Genomic DNA, 26,737 nt, shown 5'->3' with positions numbered 1-26,737 from the left:
GGCGCTCAGCCGGACCCGGGCAACGCGTCGAGCGCCTCCCGACAGGCTCCCGCGAGCGCGCGGGTCACGGCGTCCGCGTCACCGGGCGCGCACCGTCCGGCGATCCGCCGGCTCATCGTGTCGAGGTACGGGGCGAGCGCGCCGGCCGGGGTGGACCGGACGACCTCGGAGGCCGGTACGACCACGTTGACGGTGAGCCGTCGCCGGGCGGCGGAATACCGGAGGTGGTGCACCCCGCCGTGGCCCTCGGCGCTCGTGACCGTGCCGCCCAACGTGAGGTGGACGTCGACCTCGTCGAGCCCGTCGACCTCGACCCGTGCGAACGCCGCCTTCAGCGCCCGCCGCAGCGTGACGGTCGTCGCCAGGGAGTGCTCCGGACCGCCGAGGCGGCAGGTGAGAACCAGTCGCACGGTCTGTCGTCCCCGGCCGTCAGTCGGCGTCGGTGTCCGGCGTGGACAGGTCGAGTGCGCCGACGGTCTGCCCGCCGCTGAGTTCCCCGGTCGGCCGGAACCCGAGCCGCAGGTAGAACCGCTCCGGTCCGTCGTCCCCCGGCTCCCAGGTCGTGTAGATCCGCCGCTCACCGCGTCGCCACGCCTCGTCGGCGACCGCCCGGACGGCGAACCGTCCGTACCCGCGTCCCTGCCGGTCGGCCGCGACGTTCAGCCGCCACAGTCCGGACCGCAGGTCGTCCGGGGCCTCCTCGCGCCAGGGGATCCGGAAGAAGCCCATCAGGAAGCCCACCAGCTCGTCGCCGTCGTAGATCAGCCGGGGCCAGGCGATGTCGGGCCACGCGTACGCCTCGGCCAGCGACCGGGCGACCGGCTCGACCAGGTGCTCCTGGTCCGGGCGTACCCGCAGGTCGCAGGCCGCGTCGACGTTGCCGGGCGTGATCTTCTCAAGGCGCGGCTCGGGTGCGGGTGGCATGGGCGGACCCTACCGGCCACCCACGACGGGCTCGACCTGGTTGTCGCGGCCGGGCCACCCCCGGAGACCGGGACCGCCCGGGTACGGGCCCGGCCGCCCTCCCGGTGCTCCGGCCGGGTGGGTGGGGGATGCTGTCGGGATGACGGAGCCGCAGCAGGTGGACGTGGTCGTGGTCGGGCTCGGGGTGGGCGGCGAGGAGGTGGCCGGGCGACTGGCCGAGGCGGGTCTCGACGTGGTCGGCGTCGAGCGGGGACTGGTCGGCGGCGAGTGCCCGTACTGGGGCTGCATCCCGAGCAAGATGATGATCCGGGCGGCGAACGCGCTGGCCGAGGCGCGACGGGTCGACGGGCTCGCCGGCTCCGCCGAGGTCCGGCCGGACTGGGCCCCGGTGGCCCGCCGGATCCGCGAGGAGGCGACCGCGAACTGGGACGACACCGCCGCCGTCGAACGGTTCACCGGCAAGGGCGGCCGCTTCGTCCGGGGCACCGGCCGGTTGGCCGGGCCGGGGCGGGTGGCCGTCGGCGACCAGGTCTTCCAGGCCCGGTACGGGATCGTCGTGGGGGTCGGCACCCGGCCGTCGGTGCCGCCGGTCGACGGGTTGGCCGGGACGCCCTACTGGACCAACCGCGAGGCGATCGAGGTGGCCACGTTGCCGGCGTCGCTGCTCGTGCTCGGGGGTGGGGCGATCGGGCTGGAGCTGGCCCAGGTGTTCGCCCGGTTCGGGGTACGGGTGACGGTGGTCGAGGCGTCCGACCGGGTGCTCGCCGTCGAGGAACCGGAGGCGTCCGAGGTGGCGGCCGCCGCCCTGCGCGCCGACGGGGTGGAGATCCACACCGGTGTCCGGGTGGAGCGGGTCGACCACGACGAGGCGGCCGGGTTCACCCTGCGGGCCGGTGACGGCGCCCGGTTCACCGCCGAGCGGCTGCTGGTGGTGACCGGCCGTCGGGCCCACCTGGAGGAACTGGGGTTGGACGCCGTCGGCATCGACGCCGGGCAGCGCTACCTGCCGGTCGACGACCGGATGCGGGCCGGCGACGGGATCTGGGCGGTCGGTGACGTCACCGGCGAGGGGGCGTTCACCCACATCGCGATGTACCAGGCGGAGATCGTCGTCCGCGACCTGCTCGATCACGTCGGTCGGCGGCGGGGCGGGCCGGACGCCAGTGGCACCGCCAGTTCGATCGGTGGCGCGGTCGGTGCGGCCGGAGCGCACGGCGACGGCTCCGGCCCGGACACGGCCGGCACGGTGCCCCGGGCGGACTACCGGGCGCTGCCCCGGGTCACCTTCACCGATCCCGAGGTGGGGGCGGTCGGGTTGACCGAACGTCAGGCCCGGGACCGGGGGATCAACGTCCAGGTCGGCTTCGCGCCGCTCTCCTCGTCGACCCGGGGCTGGATCCACCAGGTCGGCGACGAGGGGTTCATCAAGCTCGTCGCGGACGCCGACCGGGGGGTGCTGGTCGGCGCGACGTCGGTCGGCCCGGCCGGTGGGGAGGTGCTGTCCGGGCTGGTGGTGGCGGTGCACGCGGCGGTTCCGGTGGGCCGGCTCCGACACATGATCTACGCGTATCCGACCTTCCACCGTGCCATCCGGACCGCCCTGGACGACCTCGGCTGACGGCTGGCCGAGCCGGTGCTCAGTGGGCCGGGACGCCGTGCCGGCCCGCCCCACCGCCGAAGCGGGCGATGCCGTCGGCCGCCTCGGTGAGGGAGTCGACGCCGTAGGCCAGCTCGACGGCCATCGCCTCGGCCTCCGGGCGACCCGCGCCGGCCCGTACCGCGGCCCGGTCGTTGCGCAGGCAGCGCTGCGGCGCGCGGGCGATCTCGGCGGCCAGCCGCTCGGCCTCCGCGCGGGCCGTGCCGGGCGCGACCAACCGGTTGACCAGACCCATCGCGTACGCCTCCTCGGCCGGTACCGGTCGGCCGGTGAGGATCAGGTCCAACGCCCGGCTCTCGCCGATCAGCCGGGGCAGGCGCACCGTCCCGCCGTCGACCAGCGGCACCCCCCACCGCCGGCAGAAGACCCCGAGCACCGCGTCGGACTCGGCGACCCGCAGGTCACACCAGAGGGCCAGCTCCAGGCCGCCGGCCACGGCGTACCCGGAGACCGCGGCGACGACCGGCTTGGTCAGCGACATCCGGGTCGGACCCATCGGGCCGTCCCCCTCGGGCTCCACGCGGTTCCCGCTCGGCGTACCGATGGACTTGAGGTCGGCACCGGCGCAGAAGGTGCCGCCCGCTCCCCAGAGCACGGCCACGGCGGCGGTCGGGTCGGCGTCGAAGGCGCGGAACGCGTCGGCGAGCGCCCGGGCGGTCGGGCCGTCGACGGCGTTGCGGACCGCCGGCCGGTCCAGGATCACCGTGGTCACCGGTCCGTCGCGCTCGACCCGCACACCCATCGGACCAGGATGCCCGGCTCCTGCCGGGCCGCGCCAGACCCCCGGTCAGGCCCGGCCGGCGCGGACCAGCGTGGCACCGAGCGCGGCACCGACCACGCAGGCCACCCCGAGGAACTGCGGCCAGGTCAGCAGCTCGCCGAGCAGGACCAGCCCGACCAGCGCGCCGATCGCCGGTTCGAGGCTCAACAGCACCGCGAAGACCCGGGCCGGCATCCGGCGCAGCGCGGACATCTCCGCCGAGTACGGCAGCACCGACGACAACAGCGCGACACCGAGGCCGAGCAGCAGGATCCACGGGTCGAGCAGCGCGGTGCCGCTCCCCGCGACGCCGAACGGCAGCACGGCGAGTGCGCCGACGGCCATGCCCAGGGCCAGCCCCCGGCTGCCGGGGATCCGCTTGCTGACCGCCCCGCCGAACACCACGTAGCCGGCCCAGCCGACGGCCGTGGCGACGCAGAAGAACAGCCCGAGGCCGTCCACCGACGCCCCGCCCAGGCCACTGATCAGCAGGACGCCGCCGCCGGCCAGCACCGCCCAGCCGGCGTCGAGCAGCCGACGGCTGCCGGCCAGCCCCACCAGCAGCGGCCCGGCGAAGCCGATGGTCACCGCCACGCCCAGCGGCACCCGGTGCAGCGCGGCGTAGAAGCTGAGGTTCATCAACGCGAGCATCAGGCCGAAGCCGACCACCAGGCCACCGGTACGCCAGCCCAGCCGCAGCCCGGGACGGGCGATCGCGAGCAGGATCAGCGCGGCGAAGCCGAGCCGCAGCGTGGTGGTGCCCCCCGGGCTGGTGGTGCCGAACAACTGCTTGGCCACGGCCGCGCCGAGCTGGGTGGAGAACATCCCGAGCAGCATCAGCACCGGCGGCGGTACGGCGTCGGGACGACCGACCGTGCCGACGAGCCGGGCGACGGTGGAGGCGGGAACCGGCTGTGAACGGAGGGCGTGCGCGTACATGGGGTGCAGCATGCCGTCCGACCCCTGCGGAGGGCGACCGGAATCCCGTCCGCCGGTTACCATGCTGGCGGCACGACACAGTGAGGTGCCCCGCGCGAGCGGGGAGAATCGGGAAGCCGGTGCGAATCCGGCACGGGCCCGCCGCGGTGACCGGGGAGCCACCGTCCACGCGCGAACAGCGCAGCCACTGGTCCGCGAGGGCTGGGAAGGCGGACGGCACGGCGTCGATCCGGGAGTCCGAAGACCGGCCTCGCGTCACGCGCCCACCCCTGCCCGGGTGGGCCGAGCGCAGCGGGAGCCTGCCCATGGACCTGTACGACGTCATCCACCGCCGCCGGGACGTACGCGCCCAGTTCACCGGGGAACCGGTGCCCGACGAGGCGCTGCACCGGGTGCTCACCGCGGCGCACGCCGCCCCGAGCGTCGGGTACTCCCAGCCCTGGGACTTCGTCGTGGTGCGGGACGCCGACACGCGCCGCCGGTTCCACGAGCACGTCCGCACCGAGCGGGACGTCTTCGCCGCCACTCTGGCGGGCGAGGCGGCCGAACGGTTCGCCCGGATCAAGATCGATGGCGTGTTGGAGTCGACCCTGTCGATCGTCGTCACCCACGACCAGTCGCGGGGTGGGCCGGCGGTGCTCGGCCGGCACGCCATCGCCGACACCGGCCTCTACTCGACCTGCCTGGCCATCCAGAACCTCTGGCTCGCCGCCACGGCCGAGGGACTCGGCGTCGGCTGGGTCTCCTTCTACCGCGAACCCTGGCTGGCCGACCTGCTCGGCATCCCCGCCGGCATCCGGCCGGTCGCCTGGCTCTGCCTCGGCCCGGTCACCCACTTCGAGACCGTGCCGGACCTGGCCCGGCACGGCTGGCGGCAGGCCCGCCCGCTCGCCGAGGCGATCCACGACGACCGGTGGACACCGCGCGACTGAACCCGTCGACGGGCTGCCCGGTCACGCCGGGCGGCGGCGAAATGGTCACCGCCGCCCGGTTTGCGGGCTCCCGGACCGGGAAGTCGGTACGGGTGCGAGCACTACTGATGAGGATCGAGCAGGCCGCCGGCCTGGACCGGGTCGGCGACCGCCTCCAGCGGGCGGTCCAGAGCACCCTCCGACCGCAGCGCGTCCGTGACCTGCTGCACGGCGTCTGGCTGGGGCATCCGCTGCATCCGGCGCTGGTGCAGGTGCCGGTCGGCGCGTGGATCAGCGCCGCCGTCCTCGACGCGATGCCGGGCCAGCGGCGGGCGGCGACCGCACTGGTGGCCGTCGGTACGGCCAGCGCACTGCCGGCCGCCGTGACCGGGCTCAACGACTGGGCGGCCCTGAACCGGGAGCAGCGCCGGGTGGGGCTGGTGCACGCCGCCTCGAACACCGTCGGCCTGGCCTGCTACGCCGGGTCGCTCGCCGCCCGGCTGAGCGGGCGGCACAACCTCGGGCGGACGCTGGCGTACCTCGGACTCGGCGCGGCGAGCGCCGGGGCGTACCTCGGCGGGCACCTGGCGTACAAGCAGGGGGCGCAGGTCAACCAGAGCGTCTCCGAGGCGCACCTGATCGGTGACGGCTGGCACCCGCTCGACGACCTGTCCGCCCTGCCGGACCGGGAACTGGTCACCCGCGAGATCGACGACGTCTCGGTGATCGTCTACCGGCACGGCGACGACGTCACCGTGATGCTGGAACGCTGCCCCCACCAGAGCGGGCCGCTCGGTCAGGGCGAGGTGCAGGAGATCGACGGTCACCCGTGCGTCGTCTGCCCCTGGCACGGCAGCGCCTTCCAGTTGAACAGCGGCGGCAAGGTCGTCCACGGGCCGGCCGCCAACGACCAGCAGGTGCTCGCCACCCGGGTCGTCGACGGCGTCCTCCAGACCCGCCTGGCCTGACCCGCACCGGTGCATGCCCGACGTCGGCGCGGGCCACTCACCGTCAGGATCCGCCTCTACCCGTACGCTGGCGTACTCAGCGTGACCGCGAACCGCCGGCACCGGTCGACGAGCGAGCGTTTCGCAAGCGACGACCTAGTCACGCCGATGGCGACCGCTGCCCAGGGGGGCGCGGGTGCCCGCCGACGACGCCGGCCGGCGGCGCAGGCCGAGCACCGCGCCGATCTGCGCGCCGACGATGCTCGCCACGGCCACCACGGCGGAGACCGCCAACGGCCGGTTGACCCGGTCCTCCTGACCCGGGCGGGCCGCCCCGACGGTCATCGGCGGGGCCTCCTCCTGCGGCCACTCGGTGGTCGGCGGCTCCGGCGTGACCTGGCGCGGACCCTGGTCGGGTGCCTGCTGGGGAGCCTGGTCCGGCACCTCGTCGGGGACAGGGGAGGCCGGCGGCGGAGCCGGGCGCGGGGACGGCTTGCGCATCAGCCCACCGGTGGCGTGCGGCCGGGCACCGCCGTCCTCGGCCTGGTGGGGCAGCCTGATCAACTGTCCCGGGTGGATCCGGTCCGGATCGCCGAGCTTGTTCAGCTTGACCAGCACCCGGTAGCTCTGGAAGTCCTCCAGGTAGCGCTCGGCGACCTCGCCCAGGTAGTCGCCCTTGGCCACCCGGTACACCTGGGTCTGGTCGGTGGTCGCGGTCCGCTCCACCGCGCCGACCACCGGGGCCACGCCCCGGGCGACCGGGGCGACGGTGGTGGGCGGCGACGCCGTGGCCGGCCCGGTCGCCGACACGGCGTACGTGGTGGTGGGAGCCGACATCCCGTACGTGGCGGTCGCCGCGGTCGCCGCCGGGCTGGCCGCGATGATCAGGGCGACCGACCCGACCAGCGCTGCCGCCGCGCGCTGCTGGTTGCGCATGCCGGGCAGCTTCGGCGTCGGCCGGCGCAGCACCTGGGCGAGCATCTCCACCAGGACGGAGAACGCGAAGGTCGCCCATCCGAACCAGCCGAGAACCGCCAGGGCCCGGAGGAAGAGCTGCCCGTCGTCCCGACTGGTCAGGGCCGTGCCGACGGTGTCCAGCGTGGGCACCTCGGCCGGCAGCGGATTGCCGGCGAGGGCGACGAGGGCGACGGGCCCCCCGACCAGTACCGCGCCGAGCACGACGAGCGCGCCGAAGCCGGTGAGGACCTGACCGGTCCGCCGGGCGGAACGGGATGCGGCCATGGCGGCCTTCCTCTCTACGGTCCGGTGATGGCGCGTGCGGTCGCCTCGCCGGAGACGGTCACGGAGTCGGTGAGGTCGAACAAGCCGAGCAGGTACCTGTCGTAGGTGATGGTCAGTCGGACGGTGATCTGCTTTTCGCCGTCCACCACCGGGAAGCTCACGGTGTGGTCGGTGACGCCGGCAGCCGCCAGGTAGTGCCGGACGGCGGCGGTGGCGGCCACCTCGTCGATCTCCTTCTTGCCGCCGTTGATCGCCTGTGCCCGGTCGATGGCCTGGCCGCCGGTCCGGGCCGCCTCGGCGGCGAGGTTGTCGGCCCGGTGCATGGTGCGCAGCTGCCCGGTGCCGTCGAAGGCCAGCCCGATGATCATGAGTAAGCCGACCATGCTCACCGCGAGGAAGAGGCTCACCCGGCCCTCGTCCCCCCGGAAGCCCCGCCCACGGCCGGACCCGGGCTGCGGCGACCGTCGGCCGCTCGCCCCGGGGGCCGGGAACCGTCGGCGGCTCACCCCCGGCTCCGGTAGCTGTCCAGCGGCGAGGTGAAGCGCGCCGACACCAGCCGGCCGGCCGGCATCCCGGGCACGCTCGACAGGTGGATGTCGGCGAACGACACCGTGCAGCTCACCTGCACCGAGACCGCCGCCGGTTGCCCCGGGGCAGCCGCGTACGCCCGCTCGAAGCTGGTCGGGGCACCGCCCACCGATCCGGTGAAGCTGAACGACGGCGGTCCGACGCAGTTGAGCCCCTGCCAGTCGAGCTGCTTGCCGGCGGCGGCGACGGCGGCGTCCCGACCCGTGCCGGCGTCCCGGGAGATCGAGGCGGCGCGTGCCGCGTCGTGCGCGGCGGCCTGGATCGCCTCCGCTCCCACCGCGGTACGTCCGGCGACCCCGGCCAGCACCATCAGCGCGATGAAGGCGGGCGCGAGCACGGCCACCTCCACCGACACCGAACCCCGCTCGGTGCCCGGCCGGCTCACGGGGTGCCCGCCGTGGTCCAGCGCTCCACCGTGCCGTGGGCGGTCTGCGACACGGTCAGGCTCATCCCGGGTACGAGCGACAGCGGCTTGCCGGTCACCGTGCAGGTGACCTCGGTGGCTCCGGTGACACAGCTCGACTTCGCGCCGGCCAGCCAGTCCCCGGCGGCGGCCAGGAAGGCGTCGGCCCGCTCGGCTCCCGCACCCGCCGGAGCCTGGTGGACGCGTTGCGCGTTCACTCCGCTCTGCGCGGCGTGCAGCGCGGTGCCCCGGGCCAGGAACCAGGCGGCGAACTGGATCGAGCCAAAGAGGAGCAGCAGGATCGCCGGCATGACCACGGCCAGTTCGACCGGGTTGGCCCCCCGGTCGGCCCCGCCGGACGTCAACCGGCGTCGGACGGCGGCGACCGCCCGACGACCGGTGACACCGAGCCCTCGAATCACTGTGCGCCTGGACCCTGGATGGCGTCCATCCATTCTTTGGCCTTGTCGGAGACGAGCCCGGTGACGACGAGAGCGGCGGCCACCAGGCCGAAGATGATCACTGCGGTGGGGACCGGGCTGTCGCCGCGCTCGCTGTCGCGGCGCAACTCGGCCAGGCGTGTGCTGACCGCGACGTGCAGGTAGGTGAAGAAGGCCATCACGTTCTCCTTTGAGGGGTGTCAGAGGCGGGCGACGAACGGGTAGGCGACGAAGCCGAGCAGCACGAACACCAGCAGCGAACCGGGAATGTCGAGCCGACTGGTGATGCCTTCGGCCTGGGCCAGGTTGTCGGTGCGGATCTGGTCGCGCAGCGCGTCGGCGCGGCTGCGCAGGGTCTCGTGCACCTGCGCGCCCTCGCTGCCGGAGGAGCGCATGATCGCGCCGACGTCCCCCAGCTCCGGGATGCCGATCTTCTCGGCCAGGTCGCGCAGTTCGTCCCAGGGCGAGTGCATCTGCATCTGGGCGATCCGCAGCGCCTCGCGAATCCGGTCGAAGACCCAGCCGTCACAGACCTCCGCCGCCCGCTCCAATGACTGCACCGGCCCGTGCGCGGCGGAGAGTTGCAGAGCGACCAGGTCGAGATAGGCGCAGACGGCCTGGCGGAACTCCGACCGCGCCTTGTCGGCTTTCTCCAGCACCGCCCGGTGAGCCAGCAGCGCGGAGAGGAACGCCATGCCCAGGCTGCCCAGCACCGGCACGACGAACGGCAGCCGCACCCCGATCATCGACAGCCCGAAGGTCAGCAGGGCCGGCGAGGCCAGCCCGATCAGTGCGGAGAGCAGCACCGAGAGGGCGTACTGCTCGGGGGTCTGGCCGATCAGCGCGAGCTGCTTGTGTGGCGGGCGTAGCCAGCGGGCCGCCCCGGTCAGCCACTCCGGGTTCCGCGCGGCGGACGCGGTCGCTGCCCGGGCGGCGGTCGGCGGCTGGTGCAGCCGGCGCAGCGCCGGACCCAGCGCCGGGGTGGCCGGCAGCATCTCCCGGACCACCAGGAACACCCCCAAACCGACCGCCGCGCCGCCGACGACAGCGAGGGTGAGATGCCAGTTGAGGATCATGCGAGCGCGTCCTCCGGATCGGGGGCGGGCAGGAAGCGCGCCGGACGCGGAGGCTGGCTCATCGACCGCACCCAGGCCAGCAGGGCGATGAAGGCGGCGCCGAGCACCACCATCACGACCTGGCCGGTCGGGGTGCCGTACGGGCGGATGTAGTCGGTGTTCAGCAACCCGTACGCGAGGGTGGCCAGGGTCATTCCGGTGAGGAAGCGGACCGCGAACCGGGGCTGGGTGCGTTTCGCCTCGATCTCCCGGCGGGTCGCCACCTCGGCCGCCGCCGCCCCGGCGATCGCCCCGAGCACGTCGCCGAGGCGCTCGCCCCGGTCGGTGAGGTGCAGGATCAACGCCGCCACCACCTGGTCGGCGACCGGGTCGCCGATGTCGTCGGCGAACGCGAGCAGCGCGGGACGGGCCAGCCAGCCGGCCTGGAGCCGGGCGGCGAGCAGGCGTACCTCCTCCTCGATCTCCGGCGGCGCGGTGGCGATGGTGCCGACGATGGCCTGCTGGAGACCCTGACCGGTGGCGGAAATGTCCTTGAGCCGGCGGGTCCACTCGCCGACCGCCTCGATCCGGGCGATGGCCCGCTGCTCGGCCTGGCCGACCGAGAAGAGCCACGGCGCACCGGGCACCGCCACCGCGACCAGCAGCCCGACCACGGGCAGCCCGGTCAGCAGGAACGCCAGCGCGCCGGCCACCGCCGCCCCCACCAGCAGGGTCTGGTGACGCCGCTGGTCCCGCCGGCTGCTGCCGGAGCCGAGCCAGAGCCGGCGCAGGCCCGTTCCGCCGCCAGGTCCGGGGCCCGGCGGGCGCGTGGTGCCGACCAGGGCGACCACCGCCAGCACCAGCCCGGCCACGCAGGCCGCCCCGGAGACCATGGCGATCAGTTCGATGTTGACGATCACCGGCTCACCCCCGGCCGCGTCCGGTGTCCGACCGGTCCGGCCACGGGGATCACCGCCGACCCAACCGGGTCTGCACGGGCCGTCGCCACGCACCGGTGCCCGCCTCGATGTACGGGCTGAGCAGGCGGGCGTCGTAGCCGACCCGGAGGAGCTGCTGACGGATCCGCTCGGGCAGGTGCTTCGGCACCGCCCGACCGTCCGGTCCGGGGCCGAAGACCTCGGTGGTGGTGATCCGGTTGCCCTCGCCGGCCCCGATCACCTCCTCCACGTGCGAGACGAAGCGGTGCTTGCGCCCGCCGATCGCGGTCTCGTCCTCGACGTTGACGTAGACGATCAGGTCCAGCGCGTTGCCGGCCATCCGACGGGCCTGGTCGACGGTCATCTCCCGGCCGTGCGAGAGCGCCAGCTCGATGATCCGCTCGGTCACCCCGGCCGGCGTGCGGGCGTGGATGGTGCACATCGACCCACGGCTGGTGGTCATCGCCTGGAGCATCGGCACGATCTCCCGGGAACGCACCTCCCCGACGACGATCCGCAGCACACCCATCCGGAGCGAGACCGGGATCAGGTCGGCGATCGTCACCTCACCGGCCGGACGCCCGTCCAGGCCGCGCTCGCCGTGCCCCTCCCGGGCCTCGAAGCTCATCACCGCCCGGTGGCGGAGCTGGCGGCGGGCCGGCAACAGCTCCCGGCTCTCCTCCAGCAGCACGAACGGCTCGTCCGGCGGGATCTCGTCCATCAGCGCCCGGACCACTGTGGTCTTCCCCGCCCCGGCCAACCCGGCGACCATGATGTTCAGCCCGGCGCGCATGGCCGCGCGGAGAAAGTCCCGGAGCAGGACGTCGACCATCTCGTCGAGGTCGGCGCGGAAGCCGGCGACGTCGTCCAGGCTCACGTCGAGCGTGTTGTGCTTCCGGATCACCGCGTACGGTCGGCTGCTGACCAGGTAGACGGCGGCGAGCCGGCTCCCGTCGGGCAGTTGCAGGTCCAGGGTGGGCTTGGCGGTGGAGAGCGACCGCTCGGTCGCTCCGGCCCGGCGGGCGGCGGCCTGGAGGATCTCCACCAGCTCGTCGTCGCTGTCGGCGATCGGGTCGGCCCAGTCCACGCCGCCGCCGCGCCGGGTGATGCGCACCTGGTCGCAGCCGAGGATGTGCACCTCCTCGATCGTCTGGTCGACCAGCAGGGACTGGAGCCGGCCGAGTCCGACCAGCTCGGCGGTCACCTGGTGGAACAACTGCCGTTCCTCGTCGGCCGGCATCGGCGTGCCGGCCCGGCGCACCGCGTCGGCGTACTCGGCCACCACGTCGACGGCGATCCGGGCCCGCTCGACGTCCTCCTCGTCGACGGTGAAGTCCCGGCCGCGCTGCCAGAGGGTGAGGCGTTCGCTCAGCTCGCGGCGTAGCTCCCGGACGACGGTGAAGTCGACCCGGGGGCGCGGCGGCGGGCTCGGTGCGGGAGCCGGTGCCAGGGCCACCCCGCCGGGGTGGCGGCCGTTCGGCCCGGCCGGGTGCCCGTTCGGCGTGGACGGGTGGGAGTGCCCGTTCGACGCGGGCGGATGCGGATGCCCGTTCGGGCCGGTCGGGTGACGGTGTCCGTTCGCGGGGGCCAGTGGCGGGGTGACCGACGTGGCCGAAGCGGTGCGTGGGTCGTGCTGGACCGGTTCAAACCGCATGGGGCACCCCCTGGCCGGTGGGCCAGCCCAGGCGGGCCCGCCGCCGGTCCAGCAGCGTGCCGACCGCCACCTCCAGCGCGCCGGCCGCGCGCATCAGCGGCCGTCCGGCGCGGACGTTGCCGCCGAGTCCGAGCACCTGGGCGGTACGTGGGTCGTCCGGCAGCCGGCCGATCACCGGCAGACCGAGCGCCTTGCTGATCTCACTGTTGCCGTGGCCGTCGCCGACCACCAGCAGGCGCAGCGAGCCGGGGGCCACCCGGTGCTCGGTGAAGTCCCGCCCGATGGCGCGGACGAGCGACCGGGTCGCGGAGATGCCGGGCAGGGTGGCCCGGGTGACCACCAGCACCACCGCGGCGGTGCGCAGCATCGGCCAGGGCGGGCCGACCACGGCCAGCCGACCGCAGTCGACGAGCACGTCGTACCCGGGGGTGCCGTTCTCCAGCGTGCCGAAGAAGTCCGCGAACCGCTGCCAGAGCGGGGTGACGCTGCCGGCCTGGACCGGGTCGACCACGCCGGGCAGGAGCAGCCGTTCCCGTTTCGGCGCGTCCAGGTCGACCAGCTGCGACCAGAACATCGCCTCCAGGCTGCCGTCGCGCAGTTCCCCGACGGCCAGCTCGCCGAGCCCCCGGGGGCCGTCGAGCAGGCCCCCCAGGTAACCGGCGAGCACCGACCCGCCGGCCGGGTCGCACTCGGCCAGCACCAGCCGGCGGTGCCAGCTCAGCGTGCAGGCCAGCGCCGAGGTGGTCACCCCGGGCGAGCCCTTCGCCGAGACCAGCGCGATGATCGCCATGCTCAGACCGACCCGGTCAGCACGAGGGCGATCCGTTGTTCGGCGGCGAGCGCCACCACCGCCGGCACGTCCCGGACGGACACCGCCAAATAGACCACGACGGTGCTGGTCTCCGGGCTGTCGCTGTCGATGACGGTCGCGGTGAACCGGGTGGCCGAGGTGGTGGTCCGGCCGTCGTTGGTCTTCGTCGGCGTGCTGACCAGCAGCACCTTGTCGCCGGGACGCAGCGTGCGGGCCGGCACCTCGCTGGGCTTCAGGCCGAGCGCGAGCTGCTGCTGGTCGGGGCCGAGCAGCGGCTTGTCGGTGAGCTGCGCCTGGGTGACCAGGGTGCCCGGGGTGAGGGTGACCGCCGCCCGCTTGCCGATCACGTCGTCGATCTCGGCTGCTGCCACCGGCTTCAGGCCCTGACCACCGGCCACCTGCACGGACATCAGGTCGTCCGCGCTGAGCACGGTGCCCACCGCGACCGGGCGGGCGACGGCGAGGTACGTGCCGGTGGCCCGGACCGAGGTGACCGCGAAGGCCGCGCCGAGGCCGCCCAACGCGATCAGGAGCACCGCCAGACCGAGCAGGCCGGGCCGCATCCGTCGTTGCCGGACCACCTTGGGCGGGGCGACCGGGGCGTCCACCGGCCCCGGCCCGTTGCGCGTCGCCAGGCTCACCGGGTCACCACCTGAAGCTCGTTGATTTGGATCTGTGCGGAGTCGCTGGTCCGGGTCACCGGGATGGTGCCGCTCTCGTTGCCGCCCTCCCACTCCACGACCCAGTGGTTGGTGACGCTGATCCGGTACGTGCCGGCCTTCCGGTACCCGTTGTCGTAGCCGCAGTCGGGCGACTTCTGTCCGGCGAACGGACCGGTGGTCGAGTAGGGGGTGCCCGGAACCTTGCAGGTGACCGTCTCGCCGTCGCCCATGTTCCAGACGGCCTGGTTCACCTTGGCCGTGATCCGCACCGTCAGCCCGCGCTCCGAGGCGGAGGCAGAGATCTCACCGAAGTAGTTCGGGCCGGGGCTGGCCCACAGCCAGACCGGGAGTCCGACCAGGCCAGGACCCTGGCTCTTGCGCGGGGCCACCCAGATGTGCGGCTTGAGCAGGTCGATCGAGGCGAGCGCCCGGAACGCCAACTCCTCCGGATCCGGCGGCGCACCGAACCCGGGCGGCGGAGCGTCCAGCTCGACTTCTTGTGCGGAGCCCAGGCCACCGCCGGGATTGATGCAGGTGCGGGTGTACCACTGCTTGCCCGGGGAAGCCGGCCGTTGGGGCTCGGAGAGCTTGTAGTAGCAGCCATCGCTGTTGTTGAACCAGCCGGCTTCCTCGTCGTAGCAGTCGACGGGCTTGCCGTTCCACTGGCACTTGGCCGGGCCGCCGCCGTCGCCGTCCCCGCCGCCCGGACCACCCGGGGTGCCCGGATTCCCCGGGGCGCCCGGCTCGTCGTCCCAGACGCTGCAGTCGGTCTGTCCCACCGGGCACTCGGCCCCTGGGTCGGCGACGGCGGGCGTGGGCGCGGTGATCGTGAGGGCAAGCCCGGTGAGGGTGGCGACCAGGGCGGCGACCAGCCGGCGAGCCGTCCCGGCCGGCGCGCTCGCTCCGGTCCGGGTGCCCCTCCGGCGCGGCGTGGTTGCCGTCCGGGTCAGCACGGCTGGTCCTCGTGGGCGACCCCGGCGTTGATCAGCCAGCGCCCGTCCGGGTAGCGGGTCGCGGTGGCCGTGGCGAGGTGGCGTCCCGCCCCGGTGCCGGGGACGACCTTGCGGGTCTTCGCGTAGACCAGCTTGTAGTCCGTCGCGTCGAGACAGTCCTGGATCTCCACGGTGGCCGGGACGGTGTCCAGGCTCACCACGGTGACGGTCGGGTCGGAAACGAGCTTTCCGGTACGCATCGCACCGTGCTCCTTTGCCTCGCGAATTACCAGCCGCACCCTGGTCAGAAGTGGATCTGCCAGGTATTTGGCCAGGTCGGGATGATGTGGATCACTGCGTGCGCTGGCTGCCCGGGAAGCGGTCAGATATCCGGCGTACGCCGCGAGAGCCGCCTTTCCGGCCGCCTCCTCCTCCGCTTTCCGGTTCTCGGAAGTGGCGGGCTCGTGTTCCGCCGTGACCCGGCCGGGCGGCGCGGGATCCGTGCCGCAGGCGGTGCCGGTGCCGACCAGCAGGAGCATGACGAGGCAGGCCGTCCAGCGCCGGGGGTGCCGTGCTCGCAACGCCGCCCTCCTCGATGCGGAGCCCGTCCGGCCGGTTTCCGGGTATGCGGCAGCGCGTCCGGATGCCCCGGTCCGGATCATTCGATCTTCCATCTGCATTTACTCTTACGGATATGTGCCGATTTTTCTGTCGGGTTTCTGCCCGATCATCGGTCGACGTGTTCCGTCGACGGTTGCGTCCCACCCAAGGGGCGAGCATAGGCTGACGAAAGCCGATGCAACAGAGGCAATTGGATTGAATACTCTCCGTGATTGAGGGTGGTGGGATGCAGCGGCGTCGCCGTCGTCGTCGGGGTGTGCCGCCCGGCTCGTGTCGCCGTTCGGTGGCACGGGGGCGGCCGCCCGGACGCTCCACCACGGATTCCGGTACGGGACAACGGATCCGCTCGTCGCGGCGCTCGCCCTGCGCCCCGGCGAGGGGCGGGGCCTGTCGGGCGGCTGGTTCGGGTGTCGACCGGTGCGCCGGTCGGTGGCGGCTCTCGGAGGTGTCGCTCCGCCGATGACGAAACTACTTTGCGTATCCGCCGCTCCGGCCCGCACCTGGAGATCCACATGACGCTGACCCGGCCACCGGTCACCCGTTCGGCCTGGGTGCGCCTCGCCGCCGCCCTCGCCGTCACCCCACCGCTACGGCTGGCCGCGCTGCGGCACGCCGTACCGCCGGAGACGCCGTGCCGGAGCGGCTGCGCCGCCTGCGGCACCCCGATCGGCCTGGACCGGCCGGTGCCGGCACTCACCCCGGCGGCCCGCTGCCCACACTGCCGGGCCCGGGTCGGACCGCCGCCCGGCAGCGTCGAGGCGGCCGTGCTCGCCGCGCTGGTGCTGCTCGGGACGCTGGACCTGCCCCTCTTCGCCCTGCTCGCGACCGGCTGGTGGTTGGCCTGGGCGGTGCCGCTGGCCCTGGTGGACGTGGCGGTGCACCGGCTGCCCGACCGGCTGACCTGGCCGGCCGCCGCCGGCACCTGGCTGCTGCTCGGGGCCGCCGCGCTGACCAACGCGGGGCCGGGCCCCTGGATCCGGGCCACCGTCTGCGGCCTGTCCCTGGCCGCCGGCTTCGCCACCACCACGGTGCTGCTCGGGCGGCGCGGCTTCGGCCTGGGGGACGCCAAGCTGGCGCTCGGTGCCGGCGCGCTCCTCGGCTGGTTCGGCTGGACCGCGCCGGTGCTCGGGCTGGTGCTGGCCTTCCTGCTCTCCGCGCTGGTCGCCGGGATCCTGCTGGCCGCCCGGCGGGTGCGCTGGACCAGTCACCTCCCGTTCGGGCCGTTCCTGATCCTCGGCACCGCCCTCACCCTGGCGCTGCTCGGCTGAGGCACTCCGGCCCGCGAACAGCGGCCGGTTCTACCGGGCTCCGGTGGGGGTGCGGGTCTGCGCCGGCGGGCCGGTGCGGCGGCGGTCCAGCAGGTGGGCGACCGGTCCGGTCAGCGTCATCAGCAGCACGGTGCCGACCAGCGCGCCGAGCAGCACCCCGGCGACCACGTCGTGCGGGTAGTGCACCCCGACGAAGGTGCGGGAGAACGCGGCCAGCAGGGCCAGCGGGACGGCCAGCAGCCCCAGCCGGGGGCCGAGGACCAGGGTCGTGGCGGCCAACGCCCCGGCGATCGTGGAGTGGTTGCTCGGAAAGGACCAGTCCCCGGTCGGGGGGCAGTGCCCGGCCACGATGGTCAGCTCGGCCACAGCCCGGCACGGTCGTTCCTGGTCGACGAGAGTCTTGATCCATTCGCTGAGGCCGTAGGCGAGGACCACCGCCACCGGGGCGACCAGCGCCGCCGCCCGGTCGCGGGACGTCCCGCCGAACCGCCGCCAGGCCGCCAGCAGGAACAGCAGGCCGAGCAGGACGACCGAACCCTCGGTGAAGTGCGCGGAGAACCACTGCACCGGCTCCGGGGTGCGGTCGGCGAACTCGACGATGTCCCGGTACCACTCCACGCTGACCTGCGGCACGTCCTGTGGCAGGTCGACCATCCATGACGTCATCAACTGCTCATACCTCCTCCAGCCCGGATGGACTGTAGAAATGGGCGGAGTCCGGCACAGTGTGCGAAGGTGGGATCTGATCCCTGACTTTCGTCTCAGCGCGCGCACAGGCGAGCGTGCTGGGATGATGGCGAGTGCACCTGAGTACGGGGAGGCCGTGTGCCCGACACGACCGTCAGCGAGCAGCCGGCCGACCGCCGCGCCGAGGACGACGACTGGCGGATCCGACGGACCGAGGCAGACGCCGACCGCCTCGGCGAGACCGAGTCGATCTTCGCGCTGAGCAACGGCTGGCTGGGCTGGCGCGGCAACCTCGACGAGGGCGAGCCGTACGGCATGCCGGGCAGCTACCTCAACGGCTTCCACGAGCGGCGGGAACTCAGCTACCCCGAGGACGGGTACGCCTTCCCCCAGCTCAGCGACACCGTGATCAGCGCGCCGAACGCCGCGTTGATCCGCCTCTGGGTCGACGGCGAGCCGCTGGACGTGCGCACCGGCACGCTGCACCACCACGAACGGGTGCTCGACCTGCGGGCCGGTCTGGTCGAGCGGCACACCGAGTGGACCTCGCCCGGCGGACACCGGGTCCGCGTGCGCAGCACCCGGCTGGTGTCGCTCGCCCACCACCCCGTCGCCGCCGTGCGCTGGGAGGTGGAGGCGCTCGACGGGCCGGTCGACGTACGGGTCTGCTCCGACCTGGTCGCCAACCAGCGCGTCCCGGAACGCTCCGACGACCCCCGCGCCGCCACCGTCCTGGACGAGCCACTGGTCGCCGAGTACCGCCGGTCCGACGGGCCGGACGGCGTGCTGGTGCACCGCACCGGCCGCAGTGGGCAGCGGGTGGCCGTCGCCGTGGCGCACCTCGTCGAGGCCCCCGACACCACCGCCACCGACACCGGGTGCCAGGGCGACCGGTTCCGGCTCGCCCTCGACGGTCCGCTCCGCCCCGGGCAGCGGCTCCGACTGACCAAGTTCGCGGCGTACGAGTGCACCCGTACCGACGTCGTCGACCACCCGGCGGAGGCGGCGGACCGGCCGGCGGGCGACCCCGGGGGAACCGGGGCGGAGAGCCCGACGGACCTGGCCGCGCGGGCGGTGGAGGCCGCCGCCGAGGCCCGGTCGGTCGGCTGGGACGCCCTCGTCGTCGAGCAGCGGACCTGGCTCGACGCGGCCTGGACCACCGCCGACGTGGTGCTCGACGGCGACCCGGAACTCCAGCAGGCCACCCGCTTCGCCCTGTTCCACCTGATCCAGGCGGGGCGGGCCGAGGGCGACCGGACCATTCCCGCCAAGGGCCTCACCGGCAACGGCTACGACGGGCACGTGCTCTGGGACACCGAGGGGTACGTCCTGCCGGTGCTCACCTACGTCGCCCCGGCCATGGCCCGGTCGGCGCTGCGCTGGCGGCACGCCCACCTGCCCGAGGCGCGGGAACGCGCGGCCGAGCTACGGCTGCCCGGCGCGAGTTTCCCGTGGCGGACCATCGGCGGCCGGGAGTGCTCCGGCTACTGGCCGGCGGGCACGGCCGGGCTGCACGTCAACGCCGACGTCGCCGACGCGGTGCTGCGTTACGTCGCGGCCACCGGCGACGAGGGTTTCCTGGTCGACGCCGGACTGGAGATGCTGGTGGAGACCGCCCGGCTCTGGCACGGCTTCGGGCACTGGTCCGACACCGGCTCCTACCACCTGCGCGGGGTGACCGGCCCGGACGAGTACACCGCCCTGGTCGACGACAACGTCTTCACCAACCTGATGGCCCGGCGGAACCTGCGGGGCGCCGCCGACGCCGCCGAGGCCCACCCGGAGGTCGCCGCCCGGTTCGGCGTGGACGCCGCCGAGGTGGCCGCCTGGCGGGCCGCCGCCGACGCGATGCACCTGCCGTACGACCCGAAGCGTGGGGTGCACCAGCAGTCGGCCGGGTTCACCGACCTCCCCGAGTGGGACTTCGACGGCACCGACGGGGACGACTACCCGTTGCTGCTGCACTTCCCGTACCTGGAGCTGTACCGCAAACAGGTGGTCAAGCAGGCCGACCTTGTGCTGGCCATGCTGCGCAGCCCGGGGGACTTCACCGCCGACGAGAAGGCCCGCACCTTCGCGTACTACGAGGCGCGCACCGTCCGCGACTCGTCGCTCTCCTCGCCCGGCCAGGCGGTGCTGGCCGCCGAGGTCGGCCACCTGGACCTGGCGTACGACCACTTCGCCGAGTCGGTGCTCCAGGACCTGGAGGACCTCGGCGACAAGACCTCCGACGGGCTGCACCTCGCCGCGCTGGCCGGGGCGTGGATCGCCCTGGTGCAGGGGTTCGGTGGGCTGCGCGACGACCGGGGCGAACTCTCCTTCGTGCCCCGACTGCCCCGGCGGCTCACCCGGCTCGCGTTCAGCCTGCTCTGGCACGGGCAACGGCTGCGGGTGACCATCACCGGTGAGGAGGTCCGCTACGACCTTCCCGGTGCCGGACCGGACGTGGGACTCGACCTCTGGCACGACGGTGAACGCGTCCGGGTGACCGGCGGCGCCTCCTGCGTCCGCCCCCTGCCCACCCCGCCCGACCCGGGCCCGGAGCCGCCCACGCCCCCCGGTCGCCGTCCGACCCGCCGCGCCACGGCCTGAGCCGAACCGACGGCGTCAGGTGGTTGCAGGGGACCCTTCCTACCGCTTTTTGCCGAGCAGGGGTCCCCTGCAACCACCCGTGGTGCCCCGGCCGCGCCAGCCGAGCGTCTACGCGTACGGCCTGGTCGCGTAGGCGGCTCGCAGGGCGGCCAGTCCGGTGTCCTTCGGGATCAGCGTGCCCCAGCTCGAGTTGAAGTAGTTCGTCCGGGTGATCCGGGGGCCGCCCTCCCGGTTGAGCCGTCGGATCGCCTCCGGCACGGTGGCGATCCAGGCCGCCTGGTCCGGGAACTCCGCCTTCCGGACACCCCATTCGGCGATCAGCACCGGCCGGGAGAGCGCCACCGGCCCGAGGTCGGTGACCGCCCAGTCCTTCGTACGACGGAACCGGGCCAGCGCGGTGTGTGCGGGGTCGGTGGCGTAGACGTTCCACTGGAGGAAGTCCAGCCGGGTCATCAGCGACTCCGGGTGGGTCCGCCGGAAGCAGGAGCGGTCGAAGCCGCCGGCCCCGACGGAGAAGGTGGTGCCGGCCGGTAGCGACCGGGCCCGGAACCAGTCGACGACGTAGGACATCGCCGTCACCGCGCGGGCGTCCGACTCGGCCCAGTTGTACGCGGTGCCGGCTTCGGTGGTGCCGAACTCGTGGTCGGTGTCCAGCTCCGAGGCGAGCTGGATGTTCACCGGGAACCCCATGGTCCGGTACTGGGACAGGGCCCGGGCGAGGAGCCCGTCGCAGTGCCCGGCGAGAACCTGGCTGTACCCGTACGCCCTCGGCCAGGTGGTGCCGGGGCGCTGCTGGATCGTCATCGACGGGGCCGGGACCGTGTAGGTGACCCCGTCGACCGTGAAGGTCTGCGTGCCGGTGTTGGGGTTGCCGTAGTGCTTCAGCTCCAGCACCATGTTGACCCGCACCCCGGAACGGCCGAGGGTGAGCAGCCAGTCCTTCTGCCAGCCGGGGAAGGTGTACCCGTCGGCGAAGCTGCGGTACTGCGTCAGCGACCGGAAGCCGCCGCCGGCGAAGTCGGCCGTCGGGTCGGCGTTGCCGGCGAGGTAGTAGCCGCCCAGCACGGTGGTGACCTGGTAGTCCGCGGTGGCGGTCGCGGTCTGGCCGGCGGCGTCCCGGACCCGCACGGTGATCCGGGGCATCAGGCCACCGCCTGGAACACGGCGACCGCGCCGCTGTCGGAGACCCGGGTCCAGGTGCGGCCCGAGTCGTCGGTCACGGCCACGGCGAGAGGGTCGATCACGATCGGAATGGTCACCGGCGTGCTGTGGTTGCCCCGCGCGTCGGTGACCGCGATCGTGACGGTCAGTGGTTGGGTGTCGGTGTCGGCGTACGCGACGGTCAGGAGCATCTGGTCCCCGGGCGCGTACGTCGCCGCGTCCAGCGACGCGGTCACGGTCGGAACGGCCATGGCGGGTCCTCATTTCCGGCTCGAACCCTTTCCCGGTCAAACGACGGTCATCGCTTTACGGAATCGACCGTCGTCAGTCGCGTTCCTGGTTGCGCCGGAGCGCCCGGTGGCGGACTATCCGGACGTTTGCCAGGTGGCGGCGGCCCGCCGCAGCCGGTCGTTGACCGCCCGTCCGAGGCCGGCATCCGGCACCCGCTCGGCGACGATCTCGCGCACCCCGGTCGCGTCGAGCCGGTGCAGGGCGTCGAAGAGCCGGGCTGCCGCGCCGGTCAGGTCGCCGTCGGGGGCGAGCACCTCCACCGCCCCGTACGCCCCCTCGGGCGCTTCGCGGAAGGCGAGATACCCCCGCGTACCGTCGTCCGGCCGGTTCGGGGCCGGGGCGTCGACCACCCGCAGCGGAGTCCGGGGCGCGTAGTGCGCGGCCAGGGTGCCGGGCGCGACCGGCTGCCCGGAGCTGCCCGGCCGTACGCTGACCGGACCGACCGCCTCGACCAGCGCCTCCACCGGCAGCGACCCGAGCCGCAGCACCACCGGCTGGTCGCCGCGCGCGTCGACGATCGTGGACTCGATGCCGCACCGGGTCGGCCCACCGTCGAGGATCAGGTCCACCGCGTCGCCCAACCCGGCCACCACGTGCTCGGCCCGGGTCGGGCTGAGCATGCCGAACCGGTTCGCGCTCGGTGCCGCCACCGGCAGCCCGGCCTGCCGGATCAACTCCCGGGCGACCGGGTGGTCCGGCACCCGGACGGCCATCGTCTCCAGCCCGGAGGTGACGATCGGCGGTACGGCCGGCGGCCGGTCCACGATCAGCGTCAGCGGGCCGGGCCAGAACCGCTCGGCCAGCGCGGCCACGGTCGCCGGCAGCGCGCCGACCAGTGCCGCCAGGTCCTCGACGTCGGCGAGGTGGGTGATCAACGGATCGAAGCTGGGCCGGGCCTTCGCCTCGAAGATGCGGGCCGCCGCCCGCGCGTCGAGCGCGTTCGCGCCCAGGCCGTACACGGTCTCGGTGGGGAAGGCGACCAGCCCGCCGGACCGCAGGACGGCGGCGGCCTCGGCCACCCCGCTGGCCGCCGGCAGCACCGGCGCGGACTTCGCGCTCATGCCCCCGACGCTAACGTCCCGGGAGCGACGGGACGCACGGGGGCGGCGGTCCGAGGAAGTCCCCGGGGCTACAGGCGCTTCCGCATCTGGATGGAGGTGGTCTCGAAGCCCATCTGCTCGTACAGGCTGCGGGCGGCGTGGTTGAACCCGAACACGTTCAGGCCGACGGAGACGACGTCCCGCTCGCGGCACCACTCCTCGGCGGTCTCGAGGATCGCGCGGCCGTAGCCCCTCCGGCGCATTTCCTGGCGCACCTCGATGTTGAACACGAAGGCGTGCAGGCCGTCCGACTTCGGCACCACGTGCAGCCACAACATGCCGACCTCGGTGTCGCCGTCGTAGGCGGTCCAGAGATGGTGGTCCGGCGAGTTCAGGCCGTCGGGCAGCAGCGTCTCGTGGTCCCGGCGGGACTTCTCCTGAGCCTCCGGCAGGGGCATGGCGCCGGAGTCCGCGATGTTCCGCGCGTAACTGCCCTCCGCGTGTTGCCGGTACCGGTCGTACTGCTCCTCGGTCATCGGCGCGAACCTCAGCGTTCCCATGCCGGCACCCTAGGCGGCCGCCCTGCGGCGCGTCGTCTGGTTTTGGTGCGTGACGTTAGGGTGCTGGCGTGGACGATGAGCGCCGTGACCTGCCGCCGTCGCTGTCCGAGGCCCATCGGGAGGGCTTCGACTACGACGACGGTGCCGGGATCGACTTCGAGCCGTACGCCGAGATCCTCGACGCCCGCGAGACCGCCGAGTGGTGGCGGGCCTGGACGGGGAACGCGGCGCTCGACGGCGCCGAGTTCCGGGTCTTCGGGCAGGACGGCACCGGGGGTATGGCCGCCTTCTGGCTGGCGCGTCCGGGTGAGCCGCTGGATCGACAGCCGGTCGTGTTCCTCGGCTCCGAGGGCGAGAGGGGGGTCGTGGCGCGGGATCTGGGGTCCTACCTGTGGCTGCTCGCCGCCGGGGTCGGCCCCTTCGAGGCGACCATGTACGCCCCGGACGAGCATACTGCCCGTCCGGACGAGCGCCTGACGGAGATCGCCGAGCGCTGGGCGCCGTCGTCCCGCGCGTCCGCAGCCGAGATCGTCACCGCCGCGCGGGAGGAGTTCCCCGGCTTCGACGGCCTGATCGAATCGATGTGCCGTTAGTCGCGGGCGGTGGGAGCGAAGGCCCGGAGGGTGGCCTCGACCAGCGCGTCGGCGTAGGCGTCGTCGAGCGGTCCGGTCCGGCTCAGCCAGCGTTGGGTGAACGGGGCGTAGAGGAAGTCGAGGCAGAGGACGAGGTCCGCGTCGGGGTCGAGCTGGCCGGCGCGTTGGGCGGAGTGCAGCCGGTCGAGCTTGGCCTCGGTGAGCGGGCGTTCGACCTTCTCCCGGTAGAGCGTGGCCAGCTCCGGGTCCACGGCGATCTCGGCGTACAGGGCGCGCAGCAGGGCTGACAGGGTGGGGTCGGTGAACTCCACGGCGGTGGCCCGCAACACCGTCTTCAGGTCGGCTTCCAGGTCGCCGGTGTCGGGCAGGGTGATGGCGCCGGCCTCGTCCTCGCTCAACGCGCGTACGGCGTCGAACACCACCGCGCCCTTCGACGGCCACCAGCGGTAGATCGTCTGCTTGCCGACGCCGGCCCGGCGCGCGATGGACTCGATCGACACCCGGGGGTAACCGGCCTCGACGACGAGATCCCGGGCGGCGGCCAGGATCGCCAGGCGGGACCGGTCACTGCGGCGGGCGGCGTCGGGCGGCATGGCCGGAGCATATCCCGAGACGAGACGGTCCGTCTTGACAGGGGGCCGGATTGCGGGGACAGTTCTCCGCGAGACGGTACGGTCCGTCTCGTTGAGGAGAATCATCATGCGAACCTGGTTCATCACCGGCGCCTCCCGTGGCCTCGGGCGTGCCTTCACCGAGGCCGCACTCACGGCCGGGGATCGGGTGGTCGGCGTCGCCCGGGACGTCGGTCCGCTCGACGACCTGATCGCCGCGGCGGACGGACGTCTCGTCGCCTACCCCCTCGACGTCACCGACCGCGCCGCCGTCCTCGCCGGAGTGCGGCGGGCGGTCGACGAACTCGGACGGCTCGACGTCGTCGTCAACAACGCCGGCAGCGTGCTGCTCGGCATGGTCGAGGAGGTCACCGAGGAACAGGCCCGTGCGCACCTCGACGTGAACTTCTTCGGCGCGCTCTGGGTCAGCCAGGCCGTGCTGCCGGTGCTCCGCGAACAGGGCAGCGGGCACCTGTTGCAGGTCTCGTCGCTGGGGGCCTCCGGGGGATTCGCCTCGACGGGTCTCTACAGCGCGGGCAAGGCGGCCCTCGACGCCGTCAGCGACGCCCTCGCGATGGAGGTCGAGTCGTTCGGGGTCCGGGTCACCGTCCTGAACCCCGGTGGATACGAGACCGAACTGTTCACCAGGGGACTCACCCAGACCGCACCCCACCCGGCGTACGAACCGCTGCGCGCGAAACTGAACGAGATGTGGAGCGCGGCCGAGGACTTCGACCCGGCGCTCGCCGCGGACGTGGTCATGCGGGTGGTGGCACTGCCCGACCCGCCGAAGCGGATCCACCTGGGCGGTGTGGCGTTCGACCTGGCCCGCGAGATGGGGGCGGAGCGCGCCGCCGAGTACGCGCGCTGGGAGGAACTGAGCCGGCTCGGCGACCGTCCCAGCGCGCGCCCCGGGCAGTGACCCGCCTCCCCGTCTTCCGCCTCCGGCACCCGCCCGGACGGTGCCGTCGACGTGACCCCCGTCGACGGGCGCCGTCCGGGCGGATGGACGTGCGGTCTGCTACATGTCGGACTCGTCGAGCGGCTTGATCGACACACTGATCTCGACCAGGTCGTCGTCGCCGCCGGGGCTGTCGACGACGTTCATGCCCGCGCCCTGGCGGATCATCGCCATCAGTCGGCTGGCCACGTCGAATCCGCTGGCGAGCCCCCGGCGGATGCCCAGCGCCTGATTGTCGCGGAGCAGTTGCAGCGACTGCGACCAGGCGATTCCGGTCACGCCATTGGTGAGTTCGAGAACGTCCGCGTTGCTCTTGGCGAAAGTCCTCATAAGTGCGCCGAAGGTGTGGTGCATGGTCGAGAAAACCAGGCCGGCGGTACGGTTGTTGAGCTTGTCGAGACCCCACACGTTGTTACGGCCACCGCCGACGGCCATGAACGTCGTGGTCTTGTCGGCCTTGTCGTAGACCTGCATCCACAACGCCTCACCGTCGAGGGCGTGCACCTCCGACGTGCTCATCAACGAATACCGGACGACGTACAGGTCGTTTTCCAGAATCTTGGCCTGGCTGGCCTTGACGAAAACGTTGCCCAGGGAGATCGGCCCGGACACCGGGACGTTCTCGGTCAGCCGCTTCTGCCGGTACTCGACAAGCGTCCTGTCGTACTCGAACTCCTTGCTGAGGTCACTGTTCGCCGAGGAGTCGTCGATCACCGGCTGACTGATCCGCGGCACCTGCGGCACCTCGCCGCCGGACGGTGGGAACATCGACAGCAGGGCGCGGAACGGCATCCAGGACCGGACGTTGCCGAACAGCGGCTGGAACGGCGTGGGCACGGGCACCGCGTTGCTGACGTGCGTGTACATGTGGAACTTCTCGCCCGACACGCAGTCGGTGAAGCCGGACGCCCCCAGCTTGTTGGACTTCTTGCTGTAGGGCGTGGCCTCCTTGACGAATTCCATCACCTTCTCGCCGTTGTTGGCGGTCAGGTCACGGACGGCCTGCTCCGGGTTGTCGTAGTTCCACCTGATCACCGAGCTGCCGAGAGAGGCGGTGTGGAAGCGATCGCGCTGGTACTTGCGGATCGTGATGCCGGTGGCCAGGTCGAACTGGCTCAGAGAAAGCCGCAGGTAGAACAGAGCGTCCCTGCGGACGATCGGCGGCTTCGGCTCTTTCGGCTGCTCTGGCTGCATGGTTGTTCCCTTTCGCACCGGGCGCGCGGCCCCACGGCTTGCGCCCCGAAACTGAATCCCGACAAGCATGCGGCAGGAACGGGATTCCGGACGAAGCGAAAGCTACTCAAATCCCGTGTCGACGTGTCGGGTTTCTTGCACACGCCTTCGGCGTCGTGGTGCGCAAGATCCAAGCCCAGGCAAAACAGCAGATCAGGATTCCGGTAGCGCCGACGGATATGACGGGAGGCGCTGTCGTTTACGGCACGACGAAGGGCGGACCGCTCGTCGTACGAGCGATCCGCCCTTCGGTTCG

At 73.1% G+C, this 26,737-nt stretch carries 30 protein-coding genes and 1 riboswitch; of the genes, 7 read left to right on the top strand and 23 right to left on the bottom strand.

The features are described from left to right. Positions 1–5 precede the first annotated feature (5 nt). Both QSK20_RS11045 and QSK20_RS11040 read right to left on the bottom strand, forming a co-directional pair. Positions 6–410 carry a hypothetical protein gene (locus QSK20_RS11045; RefSeq protein ID WP_285788498.1) on the bottom strand — a complete coding sequence of 135 codons (405 nt, stop codon included), beginning with the start codon at positions 408–410 and terminating at the stop codon, positions 6–8. 19 nt (positions 411–429) lie between these two features. Continuing rightward, complete coding sequence (locus QSK20_RS11040; RefSeq protein WP_285788497.1) at positions 430–924, bottom strand: GNAT family N-acetyltransferase; 495 nt, start codon at positions 922–924, stop codon at positions 430–432. A 139-nt stretch (positions 925–1,063) separates the two neighbouring features. Between QSK20_RS11040 and QSK20_RS11035 the strand changes: the two genes are divergently transcribed. Continuing rightward, positions 1,064–2,542, top strand: a complete 1,479-nt coding sequence (locus QSK20_RS11035; RefSeq protein WP_285788496.1) for a dihydrolipoyl dehydrogenase family protein — start codon at positions 1,064–1,066, stop codon at positions 2,540–2,542. 19 nt (positions 2,543–2,561) lie between these two features. On the opposite strand, the gene QSK20_RS11030 is transcribed toward QSK20_RS11035, so the two are convergent. Together QSK20_RS11030 and QSK20_RS11025 are read right to left on the bottom strand one after the other, a co-directional pair. Next, entirely contained in the window at positions 2,562–3,323 is a 762-nt protein-coding gene (locus tag QSK20_RS11030) for a crotonase/enoyl-CoA hydratase family protein (RefSeq protein ID WP_285788495.1), read from the bottom strand. Positions 3,324–3,368: 45 nt separating this feature from the next. Further along, on the bottom strand, positions 3,369–4,292 hold the full coding sequence (locus QSK20_RS11025) for an EamA family transporter (RefSeq protein WP_285788494.1): 924 nt from the start codon (positions 4,290–4,292) through the stop codon (positions 3,369–3,371). 69 nt (positions 4,293–4,361) lie between these two features. Continuing rightward, positions 4,362–4,533, top strand: a riboswitch (cobalamin riboswitch). 52 nt (positions 4,534–4,585) lie between these two features. On the opposite strand from QSK20_RS11025, the gene bluB reads away from it, so the two are divergent. Beyond that, the gene (gene bluB, locus QSK20_RS11020) at positions 4,586–5,212 is read left to right on the top strand and encodes a 5,6-dimethylbenzimidazole synthase (RefSeq protein WP_285788493.1); all 627 of its coding nucleotides are present in this window, start codon (positions 4,586–4,588) and stop codon (positions 5,210–5,212) included. Between the two features lie 92 nt (positions 5,213–5,304). Next, positions 5,305–6,159 (top strand): Rieske (2Fe-2S) protein, encoded by an 855-nt coding sequence (locus QSK20_RS11015; RefSeq protein WP_285788492.1) that lies wholly within the window; start codon positions 5,305–5,307, stop codon positions 6,157–6,159. A gap of 135 nt (positions 6,160–6,294) precedes the next feature. On the opposite strand, the gene QSK20_RS11010 is transcribed toward QSK20_RS11015, so the two are convergent. From QSK20_RS11010 to QSK20_RS10955, 12 genes are all read right to left on the bottom strand, one after another. Continuing rightward, complete coding sequence (locus tag QSK20_RS11010) at positions 6,295–7,380, bottom strand: LysM peptidoglycan-binding domain-containing protein (protein WP_285788491.1); 1,086 nt, start codon at positions 7,378–7,380, stop codon at positions 6,295–6,297. Between the two features lie 14 nt (positions 7,381–7,394). Further along, entirely contained in the window at positions 7,395–7,787 is a 393-nt protein-coding gene (locus QSK20_RS11005; protein WP_352232287.1) for a pilus assembly protein TadG-related protein, read from the bottom strand. Between the two features lie 95 nt (positions 7,788–7,882). Beyond that, positions 7,883–8,353: a TadE/TadG family type IV pilus assembly protein gene (locus tag QSK20_RS11000; protein ID WP_285788490.1), complete on the bottom strand. Its 471-nt coding sequence runs from the start codon at positions 8,351–8,353 to the stop codon at positions 7,883–7,885. Next, positions 8,350–8,826: a TadE/TadG family type IV pilus assembly protein gene (locus QSK20_RS10995; protein WP_502888881.1), complete on the bottom strand. Its 477-nt coding sequence runs from the start codon at positions 8,824–8,826 to the stop codon at positions 8,350–8,352. Before QSK20_RS10995 ends, QSK20_RS11000 begins: the two co-directional genes overlap by 4 nt. After that, positions 8,790–8,990 carry a hypothetical protein gene (locus QSK20_RS10990; protein WP_285788488.1) on the bottom strand — a complete coding sequence of 67 codons (201 nt, stop codon included), beginning with the start codon at positions 8,988–8,990 and terminating at the stop codon, positions 8,790–8,792. The genes QSK20_RS10995 and QSK20_RS10990 overlap by 37 nt, the downstream gene beginning before the upstream one ends. Positions 8,991–9,011: 21 nt before the next feature. Next, the gene (locus QSK20_RS10985; RefSeq protein WP_285788685.1) at positions 9,012–9,884 is read right to left on the bottom strand and encodes a type II secretion system F family protein; all 873 of its coding nucleotides are present in this window, start codon (positions 9,882–9,884) and stop codon (positions 9,012–9,014) included. Beyond that, on the bottom strand, positions 9,884–10,759 hold the full coding sequence (locus tag QSK20_RS10980; RefSeq protein ID WP_285788684.1) for a type II secretion system F family protein: 876 nt from the start codon (positions 10,757–10,759) through the stop codon (positions 9,884–9,886). The genes QSK20_RS10985 and QSK20_RS10980 overlap by 1 nt, the downstream gene beginning before the upstream one ends. A 76-nt stretch (positions 10,760–10,835) precedes the next feature. Further along, positions 10,836–12,458: a TadA family conjugal transfer-associated ATPase gene (locus tag QSK20_RS10975; protein WP_285788487.1), complete on the bottom strand. Its 1,623-nt coding sequence runs from the start codon at positions 12,456–12,458 to the stop codon at positions 10,836–10,838. Beyond that, positions 12,448–13,248 (bottom strand): CpaE/TadZ family protein, encoded by an 801-nt coding sequence (locus QSK20_RS10970; protein ID WP_285788486.1) that lies wholly within the window; start codon positions 13,246–13,248, stop codon positions 12,448–12,450. The genes QSK20_RS10975 and QSK20_RS10970 overlap by 11 nt, the downstream gene beginning before the upstream one ends. Before the next feature lie 2 nt (positions 13,249–13,250). Beyond that, positions 13,251–13,910 carry an SAF domain-containing protein gene (locus tag QSK20_RS10965; protein WP_416901648.1) on the bottom strand — a complete coding sequence of 220 codons (660 nt, stop codon included), beginning with the start codon at positions 13,908–13,910 and terminating at the stop codon, positions 13,251–13,253. Then, positions 13,907–14,881 (bottom strand): hypothetical protein, encoded by a 975-nt coding sequence (locus QSK20_RS10960; RefSeq protein WP_502888887.1) that lies wholly within the window; start codon positions 14,879–14,881, stop codon positions 13,907–13,909. Before QSK20_RS10960 ends, QSK20_RS10965 begins: the two co-directional genes overlap by 4 nt. Beyond that, positions 14,878–15,402, bottom strand: coding sequence for a hypothetical protein (locus QSK20_RS10955; RefSeq protein ID WP_502888886.1), 525 nt, complete (start codon positions 15,400–15,402; stop codon positions 14,878–14,880). Before QSK20_RS10955 ends, QSK20_RS10960 begins: the two co-directional genes overlap by 4 nt. 582 nt (positions 15,403–15,984) lie before the next feature. Between QSK20_RS10955 and QSK20_RS10950 the strand changes: the two genes are divergently transcribed. Further along, complete coding sequence (locus QSK20_RS10950; RefSeq protein WP_502888885.1) at positions 15,985–16,752, top strand: prepilin peptidase; 768 nt, start codon at positions 15,985–15,987, stop codon at positions 16,750–16,752. A 30-nt stretch (positions 16,753–16,782) separates the two neighbouring features. Here QSK20_RS10950 and QSK20_RS10945 read toward each other — a convergent pair whose 3' ends face one another. Then, a complete protein-coding gene (locus QSK20_RS10945) occupies positions 16,783–17,418 on the bottom strand; it encodes a phosphatase PAP2 family protein (RefSeq protein WP_285788484.1) in 636 nt (211 codons plus the stop codon). A gap of 159 nt (positions 17,419–17,577) precedes the next feature. Between QSK20_RS10945 and QSK20_RS10940 the strand changes: the two genes are divergently transcribed. Continuing rightward, positions 17,578–20,031 (top strand): glycoside hydrolase family 65 protein, encoded by a 2,454-nt coding sequence (locus QSK20_RS10940; protein ID WP_285788483.1) that lies wholly within the window; start codon positions 17,578–17,580, stop codon positions 20,029–20,031. 108 nt (positions 20,032–20,139) lie between these two features. Here the strand turns inward: QSK20_RS10940 and QSK20_RS10935 are convergent, their stop codons facing one another. From QSK20_RS10935 to QSK20_RS10920, 4 genes are all read right to left on the bottom strand, one after another. Continuing rightward, the gene (locus tag QSK20_RS10935) at positions 20,140–21,174 is read right to left on the bottom strand and encodes a hypothetical protein (RefSeq protein ID WP_285788482.1); all 1,035 of its coding nucleotides are present in this window, start codon (positions 21,172–21,174) and stop codon (positions 20,140–20,142) included. Next, a complete protein-coding gene (locus QSK20_RS10930) occupies positions 21,174–21,443 on the bottom strand; it encodes a hypothetical protein (protein WP_285788481.1) in 270 nt (89 codons plus the stop codon). The genes QSK20_RS10935 and QSK20_RS10930 overlap by 1 nt, the downstream gene beginning before the upstream one ends. Positions 21,444–21,557: 114 nt before the next feature. Then, positions 21,558–22,520, bottom strand: a complete 963-nt coding sequence (locus tag QSK20_RS10925) for an L-threonylcarbamoyladenylate synthase (RefSeq protein WP_285788680.1) — start codon at positions 22,518–22,520, stop codon at positions 21,558–21,560. Positions 22,521–22,612: 92 nt separating this feature from the next. Continuing rightward, positions 22,613–23,083 (bottom strand): GNAT family N-acetyltransferase, encoded by a 471-nt coding sequence (locus QSK20_RS10920; protein WP_285788480.1) that lies wholly within the window; start codon positions 23,081–23,083, stop codon positions 22,613–22,615. Positions 23,084–23,151: 68 nt separating this feature from the next. Between QSK20_RS10920 and QSK20_RS10915 the strand changes: the two genes are divergently transcribed. After that, positions 23,152–23,676: an SMI1/KNR4 family protein gene (locus tag QSK20_RS10915; protein WP_285788479.1), complete on the top strand. Its 525-nt coding sequence runs from the start codon at positions 23,152–23,154 to the stop codon at positions 23,674–23,676. Here the strand turns inward: QSK20_RS10915 and QSK20_RS10910 are convergent. Then, complete coding sequence (locus QSK20_RS10910) at positions 23,673–24,269, bottom strand: TetR/AcrR family transcriptional regulator (protein WP_285788478.1); 597 nt, start codon at positions 24,267–24,269, stop codon at positions 23,673–23,675. The two genes, QSK20_RS10915 and QSK20_RS10910, sit on opposite strands and share 4 nt — an antisense overlap. Positions 24,270–24,375: 106 nt before the next feature. Between QSK20_RS10910 and QSK20_RS10905 the strand changes: the two genes are divergently transcribed. Further along, complete coding sequence (locus tag QSK20_RS10905) at positions 24,376–25,209, top strand: SDR family NAD(P)-dependent oxidoreductase (protein WP_285788477.1); 834 nt, start codon at positions 24,376–24,378, stop codon at positions 25,207–25,209. A gap of 99 nt (positions 25,210–25,308) precedes the next feature. On the opposite strand, the gene QSK20_RS10900 is transcribed toward QSK20_RS10905, so the two are convergent. Then, positions 25,309–26,442, bottom strand: a complete 1,134-nt coding sequence (locus tag QSK20_RS10900; protein WP_285788476.1) for a hypothetical protein — start codon at positions 26,440–26,442, stop codon at positions 25,309–25,311. Positions 26,443–26,737: the final 295 nt, after the last annotated feature.

Source organism: Micromonospora sp. NBRC 101691 (genome assembly GCF_030269285.1).
In the GTDB taxonomy this organism is placed as follows: Bacteria; Actinomycetota; Actinomycetes; order Mycobacteriales; family Micromonosporaceae; genus Micromonospora; species Micromonospora echinospora.
This window is presented reverse-complemented; position numbering and strand designations above follow the sequence as displayed.

Bases quoted from the DNA above. Each gene is read 5' to 3' on its own strand.
- QSK20_RS10970 (WP_285788486.1), bottom strand. From the start codon at position 13,248: ATGGCGATCATCGCGCTGGTCTCGGCGAAGGGCTCGCCCGGGGTGACC.
- QSK20_RS11030 (WP_285788495.1), bottom strand. From the start codon at position 3,323: ATGGGTGTGCGGGTCGAGCGCGACGGACCGGTGACCACGGTGATCCTG.
- QSK20_RS10995 (WP_502888881.1), bottom strand. From the start codon at position 8,826: ATGGATGGACGCCATCCAGGGTCCAGGCGCACAGTGATTCGAGGGCTC.
- bluB (WP_285788493.1), top strand. From the start codon at position 4,586: ATGGACCTGTACGACGTCATCCACCGCCGCCGGGACGTACGCGCCCAG.
- QSK20_RS11035 (WP_285788496.1), top strand. From the start codon at position 1,064: ATGACGGAGCCGCAGCAGGTGGACGTGGTCGTGGTCGGGCTCGGGGTG.
- QSK20_RS10930 (WP_285788481.1), bottom strand. From the start codon at position 21,443: ATGGCCGTTCCGACCGTGACCGCGTCGCTGGACGCGGCGACGTACGCG.
- QSK20_RS10955 (WP_502888886.1), bottom strand. From the start codon at position 15,402: ATGCTCCTGCTGGTCGGCACCGGCACCGCCTGCGGCACGGATCCCGCG.
- QSK20_RS11010 (WP_285788491.1), bottom strand. From the start codon at position 7,380: ATGGCCGCATCCCGTTCCGCCCGGCGGACCGGTCAGGTCCTCACCGGC.
- QSK20_RS10990 (WP_285788488.1), bottom strand. From the start codon at position 8,990: ATGGCCTTCTTCACCTACCTGCACGTCGCGGTCAGCACACGCCTGGCC.
- QSK20_RS11025 (WP_285788494.1), bottom strand. From the start codon at position 4,292: ATGCTGCACCCCATGTACGCGCACGCCCTCCGTTCACAGCCGGTTCCC.
- QSK20_RS11040 (WP_285788497.1), bottom strand. From the start codon at position 924: ATGCCACCCGCACCCGAGCCGCGCCTTGAGAAGATCACGCCCGGCAAC.
- QSK20_RS10935 (WP_285788482.1), bottom strand. From the start codon at position 21,174: ATGCCCCGGATCACCGTGCGGGTCCGGGACGCCGCCGGCCAGACCGCG.
- QSK20_RS10920 (WP_285788480.1), bottom strand. From the start codon at position 23,083: ATGGGAACGCTGAGGTTCGCGCCGATGACCGAGGAGCAGTACGACCGG.
- QSK20_RS10980 (WP_285788684.1), bottom strand. From the start codon at position 10,759: ATGGTCTCCGGGGCGGCCTGCGTGGCCGGGCTGGTGCTGGCGGTGGTC.
- QSK20_RS10910 (WP_285788478.1), bottom strand. From the start codon at position 24,269: ATGCCGCCCGACGCCGCCCGCCGCAGTGACCGGTCCCGCCTGGCGATC.
- QSK20_RS10905 (WP_285788477.1), top strand. From the start codon at position 24,376: ATGCGAACCTGGTTCATCACCGGCGCCTCCCGTGGCCTCGGGCGTGCC.
- QSK20_RS10945 (WP_285788484.1), bottom strand. From the start codon at position 17,418: ATGACGTCATGGATGGTCGACCTGCCACAGGACGTGCCGCAGGTCAGC.
- QSK20_RS10900 (WP_285788476.1), bottom strand. From the start codon at position 26,442: ATGCAGCCAGAGCAGCCGAAAGAGCCGAAGCCGCCGATCGTCCGCAGG.
- QSK20_RS10975 (WP_285788487.1), bottom strand. From the start codon at position 12,458: ATGCGGTTTGAACCGGTCCAGCACGACCCACGCACCGCTTCGGCCACG.